Genomic DNA, 20,164 nt, shown 5'->3' with positions numbered 1-20,164 from the left:
GTCGCATCGCGCCGCCGGCCGTTCATACCGCGCAGCCGTCCGGCCCGCAGGCATCGGGACCACCGATCGGCGCCGATTCGGCCGCCAGCTGCAACAACGCCTGCGCGAAGCTTTCCGGCGGCTGCGCGCCCTGGATCAGGCTGCGTCCGTCGATGACGAAACTGGGCACCGCACGGATTCCCAGCGCAGCGGCTTGCGCCAGTTGCGCCTGGACGGCAACGACGCCTTCGTCGGAGTCCAGCAGCGCACGCACGCGCGCCTCGTCCAGGCCGCCAGCGGCGCCGGCGGCCACCAGCGTTTCGGTCGCGCCGACGTTTTGGCCTTCGGCAAAATACGCATGGAACAGCGCTTCGATCACGGCCTCGACATCGCCCTCGCGGCTGGCCAGCCAGATCAGCCGATGCGCACGCAGGGTACTGACCTGCACCTGCCCGCGCCCGAAGTCGAACGGCAGGCCTTCGGCGCGCGCAGTGGCCTGGGTCTGCGCCAGCATCTGCTCCACACGCGCAGTACCGCCGAACTTTTGCGCCAGCGCATCACGCAGCGGCGTCGGCTCCAGGCCGGCCTCGGGATCGAGCTGGAACGCGTGGTAATGGATGTCCAGCGCCGGCGCCTGCGCACCAAGCGCGGCCACCGCCTGCTCGAAACGGCGCTTGCCGATCCAGCACCAGGGACAGACCACGTCAGACCAGATATCGATGCGCATGGGCGGGGATTGGAGATGCGTCATTGGGGATGCGCAAAGCATAAACCCAATACCAAGGCAGGGAGTGGGGAGTCGCAACGCAATCAGCCCAAGTCCGACGCATCGCGTTAGCTGTTACGAATCCCGAATGCCCAATCCCGAATCCCGAATCACACATCCCCGCTCCACTTCTTGAACGGATGCGAGGCCAGCGCCAGGTTGTAGTAACGCACGTCGTCGGTGACTTCCGCGCCGACCCACGCAGGCCTGGCGAAGGCCTGGTCGGCATGTTCCAGTTCGATCTCGGCCACCACCAGCCCGGCATTGTCGCCAAGGAATTCGTCCACTTCCCACACATGCCCCTGGTACTGGACCAGATGCCGGCGCTTGTCGATCAAACCGCCGACGCACAGCGCCAGCAGCGCACGCGCCTCGACCACCGGAATCGGATACTCGAACTCCTGCCGCGTGTGCCCCACCTCGCGCGATTTCAGATTGAGAAACGCGCTCTGGCCCTGGATACGCACCCGCACCGACGCGTTCTGCGTACCACTGCGCAAGGCGGCCTGATCGTTGATATAGCCCTGCGCCATCGGGATCACCGCATGCGCGGCAGCGCGCCAGCCATCGCCGGTCACCAGGAATTTGCGTTCGATTTCGATGGGCATGGATTTTGGGGGATTGGAGATTCGGGATTGGGGATTGGCCACAGCAGCGAATTGGCGGGCGTCGGGAATCCGCTCCTGCGAATCCCCAATGCCCAATCCCCAATCACCGCCGTTCAAACACCGCAATGCTCTCCACATGCGCGGTATGCGGAAACATGTCCATCGCGCCGGCGGCCTTGAGCGTGAAGCCCTGCTCGTTGACCAGGTAGCCGGCGTCGCGCGCCAGCGAGCCGGGGTGACAGCTTACATAGACGATGCGCTCGAACGTTTTCAGCGGCAACTGCTGCAGCACTTCCAGCGCGCCCGAGCGCGGCGGGTCCAGCAGCAGCTTGTCGAAGCCCTGCCGCATCCACGCAGCATTGCGCTGGTCCTGGGTCAGGTCGGCCGCATGGAACTGCGCATTGGCCAGCCCATTGCGCTGCGCATTCTCGCGCGCACGCGCCACCAGCCCGGCATCGCCCTCCACCCCGACCACTTCGCGCACGCCGCGCGCCAGCGGCAGGGTGAAATTGCCCAGCCCACAGAACAGGTCCAGCACGCGGTCGTCGGGCCTGGCGTCGAGCAGCGCCAGCGCATGCGCGATCATCTTCTGGTTGAGCGAGGCGTTGACCTGGATGAAATCCAGTGGCCGGAACGCCAGCTCCACATCCCACTGCGGCAAGCGGAACGACAGCGGCACCTGCTGCGGCCACAGCGGATGCACGCTATCCACGCCGCCCGGCTGCAGGAAGATCGCAAAGCCCTGCGCCTGCGCGAACGCCGTCAGCGCCTGCAGATCGCGCTCGCTGAGCGGCTGCATGTGGCGGATGGTCAACGCCACCGCCTCGTCGCCGGCAATGAATTCGATCTGCGGGATGTCGCGCTTGCCGTCCAGGCCTTCGACCAGCGCCGCCAGCTGCGGAATCTTCTCGCCGATCTGCGGGATCACCGTGTAACAGACCGACAGATCGGCCACGAAACGCGGATCCAGCTCGCGAAACCCCACCAGGGTCTTGTCCTTCCTCTCGACGCGACGGACCGAAAAGCGGCCTTTACGCCGGTAGCCCCAGTTATCGCCGACCAGGGCCGGCAACACCGCCTGCGGCGTGACGTGGCCGATGCGCTCCAGGTTGTCCATCAACACGCGCTGCTTGGCCACGATCTGCTGCGACTCTTCCAGATGCTGCAGCACGCAGCCGGCGCAGACGCCGAAATGCGGGCAGCGCGGGGGCACCCGCTGCGGCGATGCCTCCAGCACCTCCACCGTCCTGGCCTCGTCGAAATGCCGGCTGCGCGCGGTGGGTTCGGCACGCACCAGCTCACCCGGCAAGGCGCCACTGATGAAGGTGACTTTGCCGCCCTCGCCGTCGCGGCGGGCCACACCGCGCCCGTCGTGGCTGAGGTCGGTGATCGCGGTCTGGAACGGCGTACGGTCGAAGCGGTTTCGGGTTCTGGCCACGTGGCGACGAGCTGCGGGCAAAAAGGGTGCGTATTGTCGCAGATGCGATCGATCGCGGCCGCCTCGCGCCGCAGAACAATTGTCGCGCCCCGCAAACACAGGCACACTTCCGCTGCACGCGGCTGCTAGGACGCGGCATCGCTGACAAGGAGGCAGCATGAACATGGCAACACGCCAGGAACCCCAACCACGACTCTTGCTGGTAGAGGACGACCCGATCAGCCGTGGCTTTCTGCAGGCGGTGCTGGACGGTCTTCCCGCCCATGTGGACTGCGCAGACTCCTTGTCGTCGGCACTGGACCGCGCGCGCGACCGCCGCCACGACCTGTGGCTGATCGACGTCAATCTTCCCGATGGCACCGGCAGCGGCCTGTTGCGGGCACTGCGCCTGCTGCACCCGGACGTGCCCGCGCTGGCCCACACCGCGGACACCAATCTGGCGATGCAACGCAGCCTGCAGTCCGATGGGTTCCTGGAAATGCTGGTCAAGCCGCTGACCTCCGAGCGCCTGCTGCAGGCGGTCCGTCGCGGACTGGCGCGCGGCCGCTACAGCATGGCACCGGTGGGTGTGGTCGACATCGCTGCCAGCGATTGGGACGAAGCGGCCGCGCTCAGCGCGCTCAACGGCCAGCAACACCATCTCAACGCGCTGCGCGAGTTGTTCCTGGCCGAGTTGCCAGGCACCCGCGATGCGGTGGATTCGGCCCTGCAGGTCAGCGACGATCAGGCGCTGCGCAGCCATCTGCATCGGCTGCAGGCCAGCTGCGGATTTGTCGGCGCGGCGCGGCTTGCCGGCGCAGTGCGCCTGCTGCGCGGCGACCCGCATTCCAGCACGGCACAGACGCAGTTCCACGCGGCGGTGGCTGCGCTGCTGCACTGAAGGATGACGGCGCCGATGCTCTTGGACGCGGCGCAGCGTCGGCAGTCGGGACGCGCGACACCGCGCATCATGCGTGCGCGGCGGGTCCACCTGGACCCTGCCGCGCGTCCGCGCACTGCTCGCCAGGCCTGGTCGAGCAGCCTTGCGCCCCTCAACGCCGCCGCGCCAGATCCTCGAGCATTTCCCAGGATTTCAGCCCGCGTCCGCTCAGATGATGCAGCAGCACGCCACGCATGCTGCGACGCAGGCCCGGCATGTCGTCGGCCGCGGGCATGACGTCCTGGCCCAAGGCCAGCAGCGCCGCGCCGGTCACGGTGTCGCGCCGATCCTGCGCCATCGCCTCGCTCAATACGCGCAAGGCGCCTTCCTGTGGATCGAGCCGGTAACGCGCCGCCGGGTCGATCGCCTGGCCGTCGCGGTCGTGCTGCAGATCGAACGCAAAGCCCAGGCCATCGAGCACATCGCGCTCGAACTGGCGCAGGCCCCAGGCCAGCGGCAGGCCGGAGGCCAGGTGCGCGCGCGCCTGTGCATAGCAATCGAACAACTCCGGCACCGGATCGTTGCGCGGCGCCAGGCGCAGCAGCAGCTCGCTGATATAGAAACCGGCCAACATGGATTCGCCCGCCAGGCGGGGGGCGGTATCCAGCGCCTCGGCCTGACGCAACTGCGCCAGTTCGCCGCGTTGCACCGCGGTGAACTGGATCAGCTGCAATGGCTGCAGCGCGGCCCGCAATGCCTGCTTGCGCGGGCCTTGCACCCCGCGCGCCAACAGCCCGACCCGCCCATGCTGCTCGCTCAGCACTTCCACCAGCAGGCTGGTCTCGCGCCAGGCGCGCACATGCAGGACGAACCCGCGTTCGTGTTCGATCAGCATGCGCTGCAGAGCCCTGAGCGACGTCCGGAAATCCGGGGCGCGGGAAATGCCAGGGCAGGCATTCGATCCACATGCCGCCGAAGCGGCGCGTCATCACATTCGCCAGCCCCGCGTGCGGCGTGACCAGCACACGGCTGGCTGCGCAGCACCGGTCCACCCCGCCTTGCGACGGCCGATCCGGCGCTGCTCTCGGGTCCCGGGTCCCGGGTCCCAGGTCCCGGCTTCATTCGTATCCGAACGCCTTCAATGCCGCTTCGTCGTCCGACCAGCCTTCGCGCACGCGCACCCAGGTTTCCAGGAACACTTTTGCACCGAATAGCCGCTCCATCTGCAGCCGCGCCTTGCCGCCGATGTCCTTCAGGCGGGTACCGCCCTTGCCGATCACGATCGCCTTCTGGCCTTCGCGCTCGACCCAGATCACCGCGCCGATGCGCAGCAGCGCGCCATCTTCGGCAAAGCGTTCGATCTCCACGGTGGTGGCATACGGCAGTTCTTCGCCGAGCTGACGCATCAATTGCTCGCGCACCAGCTCCCCGGCCAGGAAGCGCTGACTGCGGTCGGTGATCTCGTCCTCGCCGAACATCGCGTCGGCTTCCGGCACCAGCTTGAGCAGGTCGCCGACCAGCGCCTCCAGGCCCTTGCGCTTGAGCGCCGACACCGGATGCACCGCCGCGAACGTCCGCCCCTCGCTGACCTGGGCCAGGAACGGGAACAGCGCGGTCTTGTCCTTGAGCCGGTCGACCTTGTTGACCACCAGCACCACTGGTACCTCGGCGTCGCTCAGGACCTTGAAGGCCAGGGTGTCCTCGTCGTCCCAGCGACCGGCTTCGATCACCAGCACCGCCGCGTCCACGCCTTCCAGCGAGCCGCGCGCGGCGCGGTTCATCACCCGGTTCATCGCGCGCTTCTGCTCGCGATGCAGCCCGGGCGTGTCGACCAGCACCAGTTGCCCTTCGGGGAAGGTGGCAATGCCCAGCAACCGATGGCGCGTGGTCTGCGGCCGGTTGGACACGATGCTGACCTTCGCGCCGACCAGGGCGTTGGTCAGGGTGGACTTGCCGACGTTGGGCCGGCCGATCACCGCAACGCTGCCGCTACGGTGGGGGGAAGAGGTTGCGCTCACGTGTTCGAATCCAGTTGTGCGATGACGAGGGTGGCCGCCTGTTGCTCGGCGAGGCGACGCGAGGTGCCCTGGCCTTCGGCGCGGGCGACGGGCTGCTCCAGGATGCAGGCGACATGGAACTGCTTGGCATGTTCGTCGCCGCTTTCGCTGATCAGCGCGTAATTGGGCAGCGGCAGCTGCCGCGCCTGCAGCCATTCCTGCAGCCGGGTCTTGGGGTCTTTTTCCGCCTTGCCCACCGGCAGCGCCGCCAACGAGGGCTCGAACCAGGGCAGCACCACCGCGCGGCAGCGTTCGAAGCCGCAGTCCAGATAGATCGCCGCCACGATCGCCTCGACCGCATCGGCCAGGATCGAATCGCGTCGATGGCCGCCGGACTTCAGCTCGCCCGGGCCCAGCGTCAGCCGCTCGCCCAGGTTGAGGGCGCGGCCGATCACCGCCAGCGCCCCTTCGCGCACGAGTTCAGCGCGCGCGCGGGTCAATGCGCCTTCGTCGGCCTTGGGCCAGCGCTGATACAGCGCCTCGGCGATCAGCAGGTTGACGATGCCGTCGCCAAGGAATTCCAGTCGTTCGTTATGCGGAGTACCGGCGCTGCGATGCCGCAGCGCCTGGGCGAGCAGACCCGGATCGGCGAACGCATGCCCGATCGGATCGCCACGCTGGAATGTCCTATTCGCCACCACGTCCCGTCATGTCCTGGGACGTCTCGAACTTGCCGACGACATCAAGATTGCCGATCAATTCGCGGCGGACTTCATAGTTGACCTTCATGCGCCAGCCACCGTCCACGCGCTCGAACTTGACGTCTTCCTTCTTGACGTTTTCCGAGTAGTTGATGTACAGCCGGCGAAAGAACAGGTCCTGCAACTTGGACGGGTCCATGTTGGCGCTATCGGGCTCCTTGGCCAGGCTCTTCATGGCCGTGCGCACGGAATAGTATTCCTGGTACATCGGAAACAGCTTCATCCCGATGTACAGGGCAAACCCGACCACCGCCAGCACCACCACGAACGACGTCAACGTCATACCGCTTTGCTTGCGCTTCATTGTGCTTCCCCGGCACGCCGTGCGTGCATTACTGGATTCCGGTCCCGATCCGCGACGGATCGAAACTCCCCTTGCAGAACCATCCTTCGCAATTGAGCCAGATCAGGAACGCCTTGCCGCGCAGGTTGGCCTCCGGCAGGAAGTGCGTCTGGGTCCAGAACCGGCTGTCTTCGCTGTTGTCGCGATTATCCCCCATCACGAAATAGCTGTCCGCCGGCACGGTCCAGTCGCCCTGCCCGGCCGGCATGTTGCGGTCGACCCACTCCAGCACGGTGTGGGTGCGGCCCGGCAAGTCCTCGACCAGCAAGGTGGTGCCGGTCATCTCGGCGCCCTTGCCCTTGCCGATGTACTCGCCCTTGACCGTGTAACGCATCGGCTTGTCGTTGATGTACAGCGTATCGCCGTGGAAGCCGATCTTGTCGCCCGGCAGACCCACCACGCGCTTGATCCAGTTCTGGTCGGGCGCATGCGGCGGCTTGAACACCACCACGTCGCCGCGCTTGGGCTCGCCGGTCGGAATGAACTTGGTATTGGTGATCGGCAGACGGAAGCCGTAGGCGAACTTGTTGACCAGGATGAAGTCGCCGATCAGCAGGTTGGGCATCATCGAACTGGACGGAATCTTGTACGGCTCGGCCACGAAACTGCGCAGGATCAACACCACCGCCAGCACCGGAAAGAAGGCGCGCGAGTAATCGATGATCGCCGGCTCGCTGTCCAGAAGACCGGCGCGTGCAGCGCGGCGCTTGGCCAGGAACAGCTTGTCCAGCAGCCAGATGATGCCGGTGCCCAGCGTCAGCACAACCAGGGCGATTTCAAACCATTTCATTGATGTTCCTTCGGAACGGGATTCGGGATTGGAGATCGGGGATTCGCAAAAACTCAGGACTGGCGAGTCGTTGCCAATCCCTAATCACGAATCCCAAATCCCGGTTACTTATCCATCTGCAAGACAGCCAGGAAGGCTTCCTGCGGAATCTCCACGCGGCCGACCTGCTTCATGCGCTTCTTGCCTTCCTTCTGCTTTTCGAGCAGCTTTTTCTTGCGCGAAACGTCGCCACCATAGCACTTGGCCAACACGTTCTTGCGCATCGCCTTGACCGTGGAGCGCGAGATGATTTGCGAGCCCACGGCGGCCTGGATCGCCACGTCGAACATCTGCCGCGGGATCAGGTCCTTCATCTTTTCGCACAGTTCGCGGCCGCGCCGGTCGGCGTAGCTGCGGTGCACGATGATCGACAGCGCATCGACCTTGTCGCCATTGATCAGCGTATCCACGCGCACGAACGGGCCGGCATCGAAACGCAGGAAGTGGTAATCCAGCGAGGCGTAGCCGCGCGACACCGACTTGAGCTTGTCGAAGAAATCCAGCACCACTTCGGCCATCGGCAGCTCGTAGCTGATCTGCACCTGGCTGCCCAGGTAGTTGATGCCGATCTGGGTGCCGCGCTTTTCTTCGCACAAGGTGATGATGTTGCCGACGTAATCGGGCGGGGTGAGGATGTTGGCGCGGATGATCGGCTCGCGAATCTCTTCGACGTTGTTCAGCGGCGGCAGCTTGGATGGATTGTCCATCGGGACGATGCTGCCGTCGGTCTTGAGCACTTCGTAGACCACGGTCGGCGCGGTCGAGATCAGGTTGAGGTTGTACTCGCGCTCCAGCCGCTCCTGCACGATCTCCATGTGCAGCATGCCGAGGAAGCCGCAACGGAAGCCGAAGCCCATTGCCTCGGAGCTTTCCGGCTCGAAGCGCAGCGCCGCATCGTTCAGGCGCAGCTTGTCCAGCGCCTCGCGCAGATCCGGGTAGTCCTCGGCATCGACCGGAAACAGGCCGGCGAACACGCGCGGCTGCATTTCCTGGAAACCGGGCAGCGCATGCGGCGCCGGGTCGGCCGCCAGGGTCAGGGTGTCGCCGACCGGCGCGCCGTGCACATCCTTGATCGAGGCGTTGATCCAGCCCACTTCGCCCGCGCCCAGCGCGGTAAGCTCCTTGCGCTTGGGCGTGAACACGCCGACCTTGTCGACCAGATGGGTGCGGCCGGTGGACATCACCAGGATCTTGCTGCCCGGCTTGATCTCGCCCTGCATCACGCGCACCAGCGAGACCACGCCCAGGTAGTTGTCGAACCACGAGTCGATGATCAGCGCCTGCAGCTTGTCGGTGTCGCGGGGGGTGGGCGGCGGAATCCGCTGCACGATCGCTTCCAGCACCAGGTCGATGTTCAGACCGGTCTTGGCGCTGACCGCCACCGCGTCTTCGGCGTCGATGCCGATCACCGCTTCGATCTCGGCCTTGGCCCGCTCGATGTCGGCGGTCGGCAGGTCGATCTTGTTGAGCACCGGCACCACTTCCAGGCCCTGCTCCACCGCGGTGTAGCAGTTGGCCACCGACTGCGCTTCCACGCCCTGGGCCGCATCCACCACCAGCAGCGCGCCTTCGCACGCGGCCAGCGAGCGGCTGACCTCGTAGGAGAAGTCCACATGCCCGGGGGTGTCGATGAAGTTCAGGTGGTAGACCTGCCCGTCCTTGGCCGTATACGGCAAGGACACCGACTGCGCCTTGATGGTGATGCCGCGTTCGCGCTCGATCGGGTTGGAGTCGAGCACCTGGGCCTCCATCTCGCGCGCCTGCAGGCCGCCGCACAGCTGGATGATCCGGTCGGCCAGGGTGGATTTGCCGTGGTCGACGTGGGCGATGATGGAGAAGTTGCGGATATTCCGCATTGAATCAGAGGACATTGAGGTGGGCGCCGGCGGTGCCGTCGTCAGGGTAACGCAGCATTATCGCACGCCACGGCCCCGCGGGGCCGAGAATTGGGAATCGGGAGTGGGGAATCGGAAAAGCCAGGCGAGCTCTCACCTCGCAGAGCCGCTCTTGCCATTCCCGATTCCCGATTCCCGATTCTCCACTCCTCCCTCAGCCGCCCGCCTTCAAGGCCACATAACTGGTCGCCTTGCCATCGGTGACCAGCAGCATGACCACGTCGCCCTTCTTGTAGCTAGACAGGGCGCGGTTGAGGTCGGCGACGCTGCCGACCTTGGTGCGGCCGACGCGGGCGATGACCAGACCCGGCGACAACGGCGGCTGGGTGCTGCGTGCTGCCGCGCCGGTCACCGAGGCGATGCGCACGCCCTCGCCTGCTTCCAGGCCCAGGCGGCTGCGCTCGACGGCGGTCAGATCGGCCACCTGCAGGCCGAGCAGCTCCACGCTGGCCGGTGCGCCGGGCTTGGCGTCGTCGGCAGCGGTGCGCGGTGCGGCGTTGCCGGCCGGGTTGTCCAGCGTCGTCAGGGTGACCGCCACCTTGCGCGGCTTGCCATCGCGCAGCACGTCCAGGTTGACCTTGGTACCCGGCGCCATCAGCCCGATCATCGGCGGCAGGTCGCTGGCGACATCGATCGGCTTGCCGTTGACCGCGCGGATCACATCGCCCACCTCGATCCCGGCCTTGGCGGCGGGGCTACCGGGCGGGATGTCGTTGACCAGTGCGCCACGCGTATCCGGCAGGCCCAGGCCCTGCGCCTTGAGCGAGTCGATCGGGCCGACCGCCACGCCCAGCATGCCGCGGCTCACGTGGCCGGTGGCCTTGATCTGCTCGGCAGCGCTGAAGGCCAGATCGATCGGGATCGCGAAACTGATGCCCATGTAGCCGCCGGAGGCGGAGAAGATCTGCGAGTTGATGCCGACCACTTCACCGCGCGTATTGAGCAACGGGCCGCCGGAGTTGCCCTGGTTGATCGCCACGTCGGTCTGGATAAAGGGCACGTAGCGCTGGTCCGCATACGGATTGCTGCGCCCGGTAGCGCTGACGATGCCGGCGGTGACCGAGTGATCCAGGCCGAACGGCGAGCCGATCGCCACCACCCACTGGCCCGGCTTGAGCGTGTTGGAATCGCCCAGGCGGACCGTCGGCAGGCCCTTGGCGTCGATCTTGAGCAACGCCACGTCGAACTGCTCGTCGCTGCCGACCACCTTGGCCTTGAACTCGCGGCGGTCGGTCAGCTTGACGGTGACCTCGCTGGCACCATCGACCACGTGGTGATTGGTCAGCACATAGCCGTCGGCCGAAATGATGAAGCCCGAACCCATCGACTTGCCGGCGATGCCGCCATCGTCATCGCCGCCCTGTCCCGGCCCCTGGCGCGGCCCGCCCGGCATCTGGAAATCCGGACCGAAGAAGCGACGGAAGAATTCCGGCATCTGCTCGTCGCCGGGCATCGCGCCGCCGTCCTGCCCACCCGGACCACCGCGCCGCTGGCGCGCCATGGCGTCCTTGCGGGTGATGGTGGTTTCGATATTGACCACACCCGGGCCGACCTGCTCGACCAGATTGGTGAAGTCCGGCAACCCGGCCACCAGCTGCGGCGCCGGCGTGGCGCTGCGGTTGGCGGCAATCGGGGCAACGTCCTTGGCAGCGGGCGCGGGCTGCTGCGCGCAGGCGGCCAGCGGCAAGGTCATGGCGATCAGGCCGAACATCTGGGTGCGAATGCGGTGGTTCATCAGGTTGCCTCCGATGGCAGGGCGACAGGGGCCAAAGCCCCTGCCGTTGCAGGGGTCCGGCACGATAACGGAAGGGGAAGCGCCGAACGGATGAAGAGCGGCGGCGGTATCAATCCTGCGGCGGCTGCACCGGCAGCGGCCGGCTTGGCGCAGGGCTGGCAACACCCTGCGGCGCGGGCTCGAACGGATAGAACGCGGTGCCTTGGCCGCCTTGGCGGAAGCTGGCATTGAGCGGACTGTCGCCGGCACCGGACAGCGCCGCGCGCGGCCACGGGCGCGCCTGCAGGGTGGTATCCGGATGCGTGAACGGATTCGATGGCGCCGCAACGGCCGTGGTGGCCGCCGAGGCGGGAGCAGCGGATGCCAGCGCGCGGGCTGGCGCCTGCTGCTGCCGCGCCGCGACGCTGCGGGCGACCTGTTGGTTGCGCGTGGCAGCGCCACGGCGAGTGGATGCCAGCGCGGCAGCCGGCACCGCTGCGGCCAGCGCGGCGACCTCGTCGGGGGCTGCCGGGCCAGGCTCGGCCGGCCCCTTCGGCGCCACGGGCGTGGTGGGAGCCTGCGCGGTGGCGGGCAGCTGTGCCACGGTGGCGAACACCGGGACCTGCGTGGCAGGCGCTGCCGTCTCCGGCAAGCGCTCACGCGCCATGAACAAGGCGATCGCCGCGACCGATGCCGCAATCGCCGCGCCACCACCCCAGCGCCAGCGCGCCGCCGGACGCATGGATGGCTGCGCCTGCGGCACCGGCTCATCGGCGATGGCACTGCGCACGCGCGCGGCAAAATCCAGCGGTGCCGGCGCGCTCGCCGCACCACGCAGCACATCGCCGCACAGCTGCCAGCGTTCGTGGCAGCCGGCCAGTTCTTCGTCGTGGGCCAGACGGCGCAGCAAAAAGCGCGACTCGTCGGCGCTCAATTCGCCATCCACCAGCGCAGACAGCTGCTGGCGGTAGTGACGCTCGAACTTGTCGGTCGTGGACATGGCAGGGTTATGGCTCATACACGGTGTCGCTCACGGGTGGCGCTTTCGGTCTCCAGCAGAGGCCGCAGCTCAATGTCGATGGCCTCGCGCGCCCGGAAGATGCGCGAGCGCACCGTTCCGATCGGGCAATCCATCTTTCGCGCGATTTCGTCGTAGCTCAGCCCATCCACCTCGCGCAGGGTGATGGCCGACCGGAGCTCTTCCGGCAGGGCTTGGACCGCGCGCATCACCGTTTGTTCCAGCTCCTGTCGCATCAGTTCACGCTCCGGGGTGTCGGTGTCGCGCAAGCGGGTGGCACCATCGAACTGTTCGGCATCGCTGATCTCGATATCGTCGGTGGGCGGACGGCGGTTGTGCGCAACCAGATGGTTCTTGGCAGTGTTGACGGCAATGCGGTGTAGCCAGGTATAGAACTGCGAGTCGCCGCGGAAACTGTTGATCGCCCGGTAGGCGCGCACAAACGTATCCTGGGCCACGTCCTGGCATTCGCTCCAGTCGGCGATGTAGCGCCCGATCAACGCAACGATGCGGTGCTGGTATTTGCGCACCAGCACATCGAACGCTGCGCTCTCGCCGCGCTGCACACGCCGGACCAGTTCCAGGTCAAGCTCCTGAGGTGTATCGACTTCGGCCATGTCGGGCCGCACTCCTGTCAGCCCACCGAAGTCGGGCAATGAGACAACCATTGAAGGGAAAAGTTCATACCGATCCGTACGATCGTCGCGCAACAGGCTAGCTGCACCGATGCGCCACTGGCGACGCCTCGCACCAGGCGCGCGTCGCCCTGCCGACAGGTATGGGTATTTGACGTGAAGGAAACAACCTCTGGATGATAACGACCTTTCCTTATATCTCCGGACGGCCAGACGCATGCTTCCAGGTTTCGACGGGCTCCGATTCAGCCATTGGCAGGCCGACCTGCGCGAGGACGGCGTGGTCGTGCTCAGCCTTGATCGCCAGGGCGCACCGGTCAACGCATTTTCGCAGGAGGTGCTGCTCGAACTGGGCGCGCTGGTCGAACGCCTGGCGCTGGACCCGCCCAAGGGCGTGGTGCTGCGCTCGGGCAAGCCCAACGGCTTCATCGCCGGCGCCGACCTGAAGGAATTCCAGGAGTTCGACCGCAAGGGCACCGTCAACGATGCGATCCACCGCGGCCAGAACGTCTTTCAGAAGCTGGCCGAGCTGCCCTGCCCCACGGTCGCGGCGATTCACGGATTCTGCATGGGCGGCGGCACCGAGATCGCGCTGGCGTGCCGGTATCGCGTGGCCTCCGACGATGCCGGCACCCGCATCGGCCTGCCGGAAACCAAGCTCGGCATCTTTCCCGGCTGGGGCGGCAGCGCCCGCCTGCCGCGCCTGATCGGTGCGCCGGCAGCGATGGATTTGATGCTGACCGGCCGCACCGTCGCGGCCAAGGCCGCACGCGCCATGGGCCTGGTCGACAAGGTCGCCGCGCCGGCGGTGCTGGTCGATGTCGCCGCCGCGCTGGCGCTCACCGGCAGCAAACGTCCGTTCAAGCAGCGCGCCACCGCATGGGCCACCAATACCCTGCTCGCGCGCAAGTTGCTGGCGCCGCAGATGCGCAAGCAGGTCGCACGCAAGGCGCGCAAGGAGCATTACCCGGCGCCCTACGCCTTGATCAACGTGTGGGAACGTGCCGGCGGCAGCGGCATCCAGGCGCGCCTGGCGGCCGAGCGCAAGGCGGTGGTCAAGCTCGCCAGTACGCCGACCGCACGCAACCTGATCCGCATCTTCTTTCTCACCGAGCGCCTGAAGGCGCTGGGCGGCAAGGACGCCGGCGCTGCGGCCTTGCCCCCGATTCGCCATGTGCATGTGGTCGGTGCTGGCGTGATGGGCGGCGATATCGCGGCCTGGGCGGCCTACAAGGGCTTCGAGGTGACGCTGCAGGATCGCGAGCAGCGCTTCATCGACACCGCACTGGGCCGTGGCGGCGAGTTGTTCGCCAAGCGCGTCAAGGACGAGGCCAAGCGGCCGGCAGTGGCCGCGCGCCTGCGCGGCGACCTGGCCGGTGCGGGCGTGGCGCAGGCGGACCTGGTGATCGAAGCGATCATCGAGAACCCGCAGGCCAAGCGCGAGCTGTACCAGTCCGTCGAGCCACAGCTCAAGCCAGATGCATTGCTGACCACCAATACCTCGTCGATTCCGTTGACCGAGTTGCGCGGCCATCTCCAGCGCCCGGCGCAATTTGCCGGCCTGCACTACTTCAATCCGGTGTCCATGATGCCGCTGGTGGAAATCGTGCAGCACGACGGGCTGGATCCGGCCAACGTGGCGCGCCTGGCGGCATTCTGCAAGGCGCTGGACAAGTTCCCGGTACTGGTGGCCGGCACCCCTGGCTTCCTGGTCAATCGCGTGCTGTTCCCGTACCTGCTCGAAGCGGCCACCGCCTATGCCGAAGGCATTCCCGGTCCGGTGCTGGACAAGACCGCGGTCAAGTTCGGCATGCCGATGGGGCCGATCGAACTGATCGATACGGTGGGGCTGGATGTCGCCGCCGGTGTGGGCGCAGAGCTCGCGCCCTTCCTGCACCTGCCGATTCCCGCGGCACTGGCCACCGTGGAGCCGGGCAAGCGCGGCAAGAAGGACGGCCAGGGTTTGTACAAGTGGGAGAACGGGCGCGCGGTCAAGCCCGAGGTCGCCAGCGGCTACGCGGTGCCGGCAGACCTGGAAGATCGCCTGATCCTGCCGTTGCTCAACGAAGCGGTCGCCTGCCTGCACGACGGCGTGGTGGCCGATGCGGACCTGCTCGATGCGGGTGTGATCTTCGGCACCGGCTTTGCGCCGTTCCGAGGCGGCCCGATCCAGCACATCCGCAGTGTCGGCGCCGACGCGTTGCTGGAACGCCTGCTGGCTCTGCAGGCGCGCCATGGCGAGCGTTTCGCACCGCGCCCGGGCTGGGAGTCGCCGTTGTTGCGTGAGCCGGTGGCGTAACGCGTTGACGCGGCCTTCGAGCTCGGCCAGATACCCAAGCGCCATGCACTCGGCCACGGTGGTGCTCTGAAGGTTGCAGCGCGGCACACCATCGCCACCAGATGCAGGCAATCAAAAAACAACGGCGAGCCGAGGCTCGCCGTTGTTCTACCGGGTCGCAAGGCGACTCAGAAACGCAGGCCCACACTGGTGAAGAAGTAACGACCCGCCTGGTCGTAACCGGCGAGCGAGTTGCCGTTGAATGTCAGGCTGCCACCCACCAGCGGCGGCTCCTTGTCGGCGATGTTGTTGATGCCCAAGGTCCAGGTGACGTAATCGCCCAGCTGCATCGAACCGGAGAGGTCGAAGTAGTTGTACGCCGACACCTTGTTGTCCTGATTAACCAGGCGTACGTCGGTTGTGCCACGGGTCCCGTCGGTGTTCTGGTAATCCAGCTCGCCGATATAACGCCAGCGCAGGCTGACGGTGTAGCGGTCGAAACTGTAGCGCGTGCTCAGCACATGCCGCCATTCGGCACTGTTGCAGGCCACGTTCACCACGCCGGCGCAGTCGTAGGTCACTTCCTGCACACCCGGAACCGGCTCGTATTCCTGCTTGATGGCGTAGCTGCCCATCATCGAGGCGGTCAGGCGCCCCGGGCCGACGCTCCACGCGTACGACGCGGTCAGATCCACGCCCTGGAAATGCAGCGACCCAAAATTGTCCTGGGAATTGAAGATCAGGCCGGAGACGTCCGGGTCGCTGCCGCGGAACAGGTCGCCTGTGGTGGCATTGCGGCGGACGCGGCTGCAGATATCCGCGTTACCGGTCACGCCGCATGCGGTCAGGATGTTGGAGGAACCGATGGCACGGATGGCGTCGTCGATCTTGATGTCGTAGTAATCCACGCTCAGATCGAGCCCCTTGATGGGGCTGGCAGCAAAACCGACGGTCCAGGTATTGGCCGTTTCCGGCTGCAGTGTCGTATTACCGCCGCCGATTTCGTTGTACTGGCCCGCCGGGTTTGCCGCAACGCGGCCGTACTGCGCCGCCGTCACGCCAGTATTGGCGCACTGGGCCTGGGTAAAGACCGGATTGGCACCGGCGCATGGGTCGCTGCCGCTCCACAATCCGATCGTATTTTCGTTATACAGCTCGGTGACGTTCGGCGCGCGGATTGCGCGATTCCAGCCGGCGCGCAGGTGATACTTGCCGTCGGCGAATGTCGCGCCCAGACCCGCCTTGTAGGTGCTGACGCCACCGGAGATGTCGTAATCCGAATAGCGATAGCCAAGCTGCATGTCGAGATGATCCAGGCTGCCGGCCTGCGCCACCAGCGGCACCGCGCCCTCCAGGAACAGTTCCTTGACGCCGATGTCGCCGGAGACATTGGAGGTCGGGCCGCCCAGACCGGTGAAGTTGCCGGTCTGCATGTTGCTGTCGGCCACCCGCTTGAAGGTTTCGGTACGCGTTTCCACGCCGCCGACGACGCTGATCGGATTATCCCCGGCCCACGGCAGGCTGTAGCCGAAATTGCCGGTCACGTAGGCGTTGAACACGCGCATCGAGGTTTCATAATTGACGATACCAACCCCCTGCAGCGCTTGCGCCTCTGCGGCGGTGACACTGTCGGTCCACACGCTGTAGGGCACGCAGCCATCGAACGCCCCCGGCTGGCAGCCCAGCAGCGCATCGCGTACACGGGTGGTCACGAAGTCGTTGATGTTCTCGGACTTGGTCGTGCTGCGGTTGTAGGTGAAGGACGCGTCGTAGGACCAGTTGTCGTTGATATCGCCCTGGGCGCCGGCGGTGATGCTGAAGCTGTTGGTATCCGAGTCGGTGATGCGCGGGCCGCCTTCGACGTTGCGCTTGGCCACATAGACGGTGAACTCATCGTCGGTGATGCCGACATCGTTGCACAGGCTGCCGATCACCGAGGTGGCGCAGTTGACGTTGAGGTCGGTGAAAAACGCACCCGACGGCGCGATCTGCGTCGAACTCTTGCGGTTGACGAACAGGGTTTCAAGATAGGGCTTGAAGTGCTCGTTGACCTCGTACTTGATGTTGGTGCCGGCCGTGTAGCGCGTATCCGGACGCTGGTAGTAATTCAGCGGCGCGAAGTTGTAGAGATTCGGGGATGCGACCTGCGACCAGGTTCCGCCGGCCGAAGGCTGCACGTAAAAGGCACCTGCAGACGGAGCGACGACGTAGAAGTTAGCCGGATCTGCAGTGGCAGACCCGCCGCACGCGGTGCCGCTGTTACTCAATGCGCAAGCGGAGTAATCGCGCTGGCCCTGCAGCAGGGGATCGTTCTCGCGCCAGGTGGCCCATGCGGTGGCATGCCCCGCTTCGCCGAAGCTGCCGCCGATGGCAAGGTCCACGTTGCGGGAGATGCCGTCGAAACCGGAGTTTCCGGTCGGGTAATCGTAACCGGCATCGTCCATCAGACCGCGCATCAACGTATTGCCGTTGTCATGCTGGTAGGCGTTGTAGCCCATGTCGACGCTGACCCCTTCGAACTCGTCGTCGAGCACGAAATTGACCACGCCGGCAACGGCATCCGAGCCATACACCGCCGAGGCGCCGCCGGTGAGGATGTCAACGCGACGCACCAGCGCGGCCGGGATGATGCTGATATCCGGACTCTCGCCGATGCCCTTGGGAATGCGCCTGCCGTTGACCAAGGTCAAGGTGCGCTGCGCGCCCAGTCCGCGCAGGTCGACGGTCGCATACCCTTGCGAGCCATTGTTGGCGAAGTTGTCGAAGCTCGCCGAAAGCTGTGGATACTGATTGATCAGATCTTCGACCTTGGTCGAACCGGTGTACTGGAATTCTTCCTTGTTGATCTCGGCCACCGGACTGGAGGCAGTCATCGTCTGGCTCTTGATGCGCGTACCGGTGACACTGACCGTGTCCAGGCTCTTGAGTTCGCTCGCGGGCTGCTCCTGCGCCATCACGGTTCCGGACAGGGCCAACGCCGCGGCGCCCGCGGTGAGCGATACCCGGATGGCGTCGCGCAGCTTGGTGGTCTTCAATCTCATCTCTCTCTCCGAGAAGTTCGAACGGGTAAGCGCAACGCACTGCGTCGGCATCTGATGCAATGCCGGCACGTGCTGCGACGTCGTTGGCAAGCGCGTCAAACCGCGCTTCCACACTGGCTAACGGCCGGGCGAAAGAGCGCCCGAAAAAACGTTGCCAACCCGATGTTAAGACCACGTTGAAGAGAATTAAAGCGCCATTCAGAAATGCTCCGAATCGGTGCGGCGAAGCCCCAAAAGGGTGCGGAAATCACGAAAAAAAGCACTCTTGACGCGCGTTCTTCCTCCCGAGGCCCGATTTCGCCGCGTACGCTCGTTCGTCATTTCGCGCGCCGCGGCTCGCTTCGGTGAAATACCGAAACGCGTGGTCGGCCAGCGGGAAATCCTTAGGCCACTTCGACGCCGGGCAAGGCCACACCCGCTGCCCGAAGCCGCTTCAACAACGGCATGAGCCCGTCCAGGTGCCGCCGCGAGCTATGCACCGACCGTTGATGGACATCGCCGCGCACCTGCGCCGCACTCGCGGTCACGAATGGCACATTCTCCAGCCCGGTGATGGTTTCACTGCTCGTCAGCCCGCACCAGCTCAGCACCTGCGAGATCTGATGCTCGGTATCGCGTACCAGCTCTTCGTAATGCACGTCGAGAATGCCGCCGGGCAGTACCGCATGCCAGTGACGCATGGTCTGCTGATAGGCCAGGTAGTAATCAGCGAGCTCATCGAGCGCATACGAGAACGGATAGGCGTTGTAGAACAAGGTCTTGTACATCGCATAGCACGTGTCCAGCGGATCGCGCACCAGATGGATGATGCGTGCGCGTGGCAGCGCAGTGGCAATCATGCCGCAGTAGAGGTAATTGACCGGCATCTTGTCGATGACTACCGGATGGTCGTGCACCAACTCACGGGCACCGCGCAGATACTCTTCGCCGAGCGCAGCAAAATCGATCTGCAGCGATGCCTGGGCGGCGGTCAATCCGGGATTGGTCGCCAGTACGCTGGATGTCGCACTGCCCAGCAGCGCACCGAAATCCATCAACTCCCCGGCCGAGCGCGCACCGCCGCGCTGGATCAGCAGGCGTTCCAGCAAGGTGGTGCCTGAGCGCGGCAAGCCGACGATGAAGACCGCACCCTCGCCCGCATCACCCGGCTGCAGTGCGCGCAAGGCATCCGGGGCGTACGCCTCCCGTATCTGGGCGATATGCGCACACTCGGCGGCAACGTCGTACTGCAGTGTCTTGCGCTTGCAGGCCGCTGCGGCGGTCAACGTCTCGAACGATTCCGCATGCCGGCCCAGATCCTCCAGCTCCTTGCTCAAGGCGTACAGGCCTGCCGCCCTGGCGGAAGGGTCCGATAGCGTGGTCAAGCGGTGACGCAGGTCGTCCAGATGATTGTGCTGCCCGGTCTGACGCCGGAGCGTGGCGCGCAGGTACAAGGCATCGCCGGTCTCGGGTGCCAGTTGCAGCAGCCGCTCCAGGGTGACCTCAGCGGCATCGAATTCGCCGCCGAAGAACTGCATCGTGGCAAGGTCGTACAGCAGGCCCGGCTGTTCTCCCAGCCATGTCATCGCATGCCGATACGCGTCACGGGCGGCCGCCACCTCGTGGCAGCCGCTGTACAACGCGCCGATCCGCCACCACGCCGCACCGTCGGCGCCGGCAAGTGCCTGCGCCTGACCGGCGACAAGCCGGGCCTCGCGGCGGCGACGCAGCTGCAGCAGCAAGCTGGCGTACTTGATCAAGAGCGGCACCGGTGACGCTGCAACCGCCGCCGCCCGTGCGATGCGGTCGACCGCGGCTTGCGGATCGCCATTGGCCAACCGGGCCTCGCTGGCAAGTTCCAGCAGATGCGCATTGTCAGGCTGGTCGGCGCAGGCGCGGTCGGCCAACGCAACTGCCTGGCCATAACGTCCCTGACGCAGCAGGTGATACCCGTCGTGCAGCACTGCGCGCAGCTGTCCTTCAGTCATGCGTTCTCTTCTGTTGGTTGCGATGCCATCGGCGGC

16 protein-coding genes are annotated in these 20,164 nt (G+C 65.8%); 2 read left to right on the top strand and 14 right to left on the bottom strand.

What is annotated here, in order from left to right:
* Window positions 1–22 precede the first annotated feature (22 nt).
* From EO170_RS21335 to rlmD, 3 genes are all read right to left on the bottom strand, one after another.
* Entirely contained in the window at window positions 23–706 is a 684-nt protein-coding gene (locus EO170_RS21335; protein WP_126947957.1) for a DsbA family oxidoreductase, read from the bottom strand.
* A gap of 149 nt (window positions 707–855) precedes the next feature.
* A complete protein-coding gene (locus tag EO170_RS21330; RefSeq protein ID WP_126947955.1) occupies window positions 856–1,353 on the bottom strand; it encodes a CYTH domain-containing protein in 498 nt (165 codons plus the stop codon).
* A 103-nt stretch (window positions 1,354–1,456) separates the two neighbouring features.
* Window positions 1,457–2,791: a 23S rRNA (uracil(1939)-C(5))-methyltransferase RlmD gene (rlmD, locus tag EO170_RS21325; RefSeq protein WP_126947953.1), complete on the bottom strand. Its 1,335-nt coding sequence runs from the start codon at window positions 2,789–2,791 to the stop codon at window positions 1,457–1,459.
* Between the two features lie 157 nt (window positions 2,792–2,948).
* Here rlmD and EO170_RS21320 point away from each other — a divergent pair, with 157 nt between their 5' ends.
* Window positions 2,949–3,671 (top strand): response regulator, encoded by a 723-nt coding sequence (locus tag EO170_RS21320; protein WP_104650554.1) that lies wholly within the window; start codon window positions 2,949–2,951, stop codon window positions 3,669–3,671.
* Window positions 3,672–3,822: 151 nt separating this feature from the next.
* Here the strand turns inward: EO170_RS21320 and recO are convergent, their stop codons facing one another.
* The 9 genes from recO to rpoE form a co-directional block, all read right to left on the bottom strand.
* A complete protein-coding gene (recO, locus tag EO170_RS21315) occupies window positions 3,823–4,545 on the bottom strand; it encodes a DNA repair protein RecO (protein ID WP_104585849.1) in 723 nt (240 codons plus the stop codon).
* Between the two features lie 223 nt (window positions 4,546–4,768).
* Window positions 4,769–5,668: a GTPase Era gene (gene era, locus EO170_RS21310; protein WP_104585851.1), complete on the bottom strand. Its 900-nt coding sequence runs from the start codon at window positions 5,666–5,668 to the stop codon at window positions 4,769–4,771.
* A complete protein-coding gene (gene rnc / locus EO170_RS21305) occupies window positions 5,665–6,345 on the bottom strand; it encodes a ribonuclease III (protein ID WP_104585872.1) in 681 nt (226 codons plus the stop codon). Before rnc ends, era begins: the two co-directional genes overlap by 4 nt.
* The gene (locus tag EO170_RS21300) at window positions 6,335–6,712 is read right to left on the bottom strand and encodes a DUF4845 domain-containing protein (RefSeq protein ID WP_104585853.1); all 378 of its coding nucleotides are present in this window, start codon (window positions 6,710–6,712) and stop codon (window positions 6,335–6,337) included. Before EO170_RS21300 ends, rnc begins: the two co-directional genes overlap by 11 nt.
* A 28-nt stretch (window positions 6,713–6,740) precedes the next feature.
* Window positions 6,741–7,541: a signal peptidase I gene (lepB, locus tag EO170_RS21295; protein ID WP_126947951.1), complete on the bottom strand. Its 801-nt coding sequence runs from the start codon at window positions 7,539–7,541 to the stop codon at window positions 6,741–6,743.
* 104 nt (window positions 7,542–7,645) lie between these two features.
* A complete protein-coding gene (gene lepA / locus EO170_RS21290) occupies window positions 7,646–9,436 on the bottom strand; it encodes a translation elongation factor 4 (protein WP_164741135.1) in 1,791 nt (596 codons plus the stop codon).
* A gap of 193 nt (window positions 9,437–9,629) precedes the next feature.
* Entirely contained in the window at window positions 9,630–11,210 is a 1,581-nt protein-coding gene (locus EO170_RS21285; RefSeq protein ID WP_126947947.1) for a DegQ family serine endoprotease, read from the bottom strand.
* A gap of 109 nt (window positions 11,211–11,319) precedes the next feature.
* Window positions 11,320–12,207: a sigma-E factor negative regulatory protein gene (locus tag EO170_RS21280; RefSeq protein ID WP_126947945.1), complete on the bottom strand. Its 888-nt coding sequence runs from the start codon at window positions 12,205–12,207 to the stop codon at window positions 11,320–11,322.
* A complete protein-coding gene (gene rpoE / locus EO170_RS21275) occupies window positions 12,204–12,824 on the bottom strand; it encodes an RNA polymerase sigma factor RpoE (RefSeq protein WP_043908138.1) in 621 nt (206 codons plus the stop codon). The genes EO170_RS21280 and rpoE overlap by 4 nt, the downstream gene beginning before the upstream one ends.
* A gap of 235 nt (window positions 12,825–13,059) precedes the next feature.
* Between rpoE and EO170_RS21270 the strand changes: the two genes are divergently transcribed.
* Window positions 13,060–15,141, top strand: coding sequence for a 3-hydroxyacyl-CoA dehydrogenase NAD-binding domain-containing protein (locus EO170_RS21270; RefSeq protein ID WP_126947943.1), 2,082 nt, complete (start codon window positions 13,060–13,062; stop codon window positions 15,139–15,141).
* Between the two features lie 167 nt (window positions 15,142–15,308).
* On the opposite strand, the gene EO170_RS21265 is transcribed toward EO170_RS21270, so the two are convergent.
* Window positions 15,309–18,161 carry a TonB-dependent receptor gene (locus EO170_RS21265; RefSeq protein ID WP_104650558.1) on the bottom strand — a complete coding sequence of 951 codons (2,853 nt, stop codon included), beginning with the start codon at window positions 18,159–18,161 and terminating at the stop codon, window positions 15,309–15,311.
* A gap of 383 nt (window positions 18,162–18,544) precedes the next feature.
* On the bottom strand, window positions 18,545–20,128 hold the full coding sequence (locus EO170_RS21260) for a tetratricopeptide repeat-containing sulfotransferase family protein (RefSeq protein ID WP_126947941.1): 1,584 nt from the start codon (window positions 20,126–20,128) through the stop codon (window positions 18,545–18,547).
* Window positions 20,129–20,164: the final 36 nt, after the last annotated feature.

Origin of the sequence: Xanthomonas sp. BRIP62409, assembly GCF_003992965.1 — a bacterium.
Lineage (GTDB): Bacteria > Pseudomonadota > Gammaproteobacteria > Xanthomonadales > Xanthomonadaceae > Xanthomonas > Xanthomonas euroxanthea.
This window is presented reverse-complemented; position numbering and strand designations above follow the sequence as displayed.

Bases quoted from the DNA above. Each gene is read 5' to 3' on its own strand.
- lepA (WP_164741135.1), bottom strand. From the start codon at position 9,436: ATGCGGAATATCCGCAACTTCTCCATCATCGCCCACGTCGACCACGGC.
- EO170_RS21330 (WP_126947955.1), bottom strand. From the start codon at position 1,353: ATGCCCATCGAAATCGAACGCAAATTCCTGGTGACCGGCGATGGCTGG.
- EO170_RS21270 (WP_126947943.1), top strand. From the start codon at position 13,060: ATGCTTCCAGGTTTCGACGGGCTCCGATTCAGCCATTGGCAGGCCGAC.
- EO170_RS21265 (WP_104650558.1), bottom strand. From the start codon at position 18,161: ATGAGATTGAAGACCACCAAGCTGCGCGACGCCATCCGGGTATCGCTC.
- EO170_RS21280 (WP_126947945.1), bottom strand. From the start codon at position 12,207: ATGAGCCATAACCCTGCCATGTCCACGACCGACAAGTTCGAGCGTCAC.
- EO170_RS21285 (WP_126947947.1), bottom strand. From the start codon at position 11,210: ATGAACCACCGCATTCGCACCCAGATGTTCGGCCTGATCGCCATGACC.
- rpoE (WP_043908138.1), bottom strand. From the start codon at position 12,824: ATGGCCGAAGTCGATACACCTCAGGAGCTTGACCTGGAACTGGTCCGG.
- EO170_RS21320 (WP_104650554.1), top strand. From the start codon at position 2,949: ATGAACATGGCAACACGCCAGGAACCCCAACCACGACTCTTGCTGGTA.
- recO (WP_104585849.1), bottom strand. From the start codon at position 4,545: ATGCTGATCGAACACGAACGCGGGTTCGTCCTGCATGTGCGCGCCTGG.
- EO170_RS21300 (WP_104585853.1), bottom strand. From the start codon at position 6,712: ATGAAGCGCAAGCAAAGCGGTATGACGTTGACGTCGTTCGTGGTGGTG.
- lepB (WP_126947951.1), bottom strand. From the start codon at position 7,541: ATGAAATGGTTTGAAATCGCCCTGGTTGTGCTGACGCTGGGCACCGGC.
- EO170_RS21260 (WP_126947941.1), bottom strand. From the start codon at position 20,128: ATGACTGAAGGACAGCTGCGCGCAGTGCTGCACGACGGGTATCACCTG.
- EO170_RS21335 (WP_126947957.1), bottom strand. From the start codon at position 706: ATGCGCATCGATATCTGGTCTGACGTGGTCTGTCCCTGGTGCTGGATC.